The sequence below is a fragment of the Gilvimarinus sp. 1_MG-2023 genome (assembly GCF_030548285.1).
The window spans coordinates 1-258 of sequence record NZ_JAUOSC010001233.1 but is presented as its reverse complement, the minus strand read 5'-3'; the positions used below and the strand labels follow the sequence as shown (position 1 = coordinate 258).

1 pseudogene is annotated in these 258 nt (G+C 60.5%); it reads right to left on the bottom strand.

Annotation, left to right across the window (positions count from 1 at the left end):
* Nucleotides 1–258 (bottom strand): annotated as a pseudogene (locus Q4563_RS20800) (DnaA ATPase domain-containing protein); the annotation flags it as partial.

Here is a 258-nt window from a genome sequence, read left to right as displayed (position 1 = left end):
AACGCGCCACGTCTTCTGCCAGTAAAATACCCCGCTGCCGCGCCCGCAAGACCAGTGCCAGAGCCCGCTCTTCTGGCTGCAGCAATGCCAAATGGTACACCACGCCCCAGCATAATCGGGACCCCAGATCCGGCAGCGCCACAGCCAGCTGTTGAGGCGGACAACGTGCCGAGATCAACAAATGGCCATCGTTTTCCCGCACCCGGTTAAACAGATGAAACAGGGCCAGCTCCCAGTCGTCATGGCCCAGTACTGCCT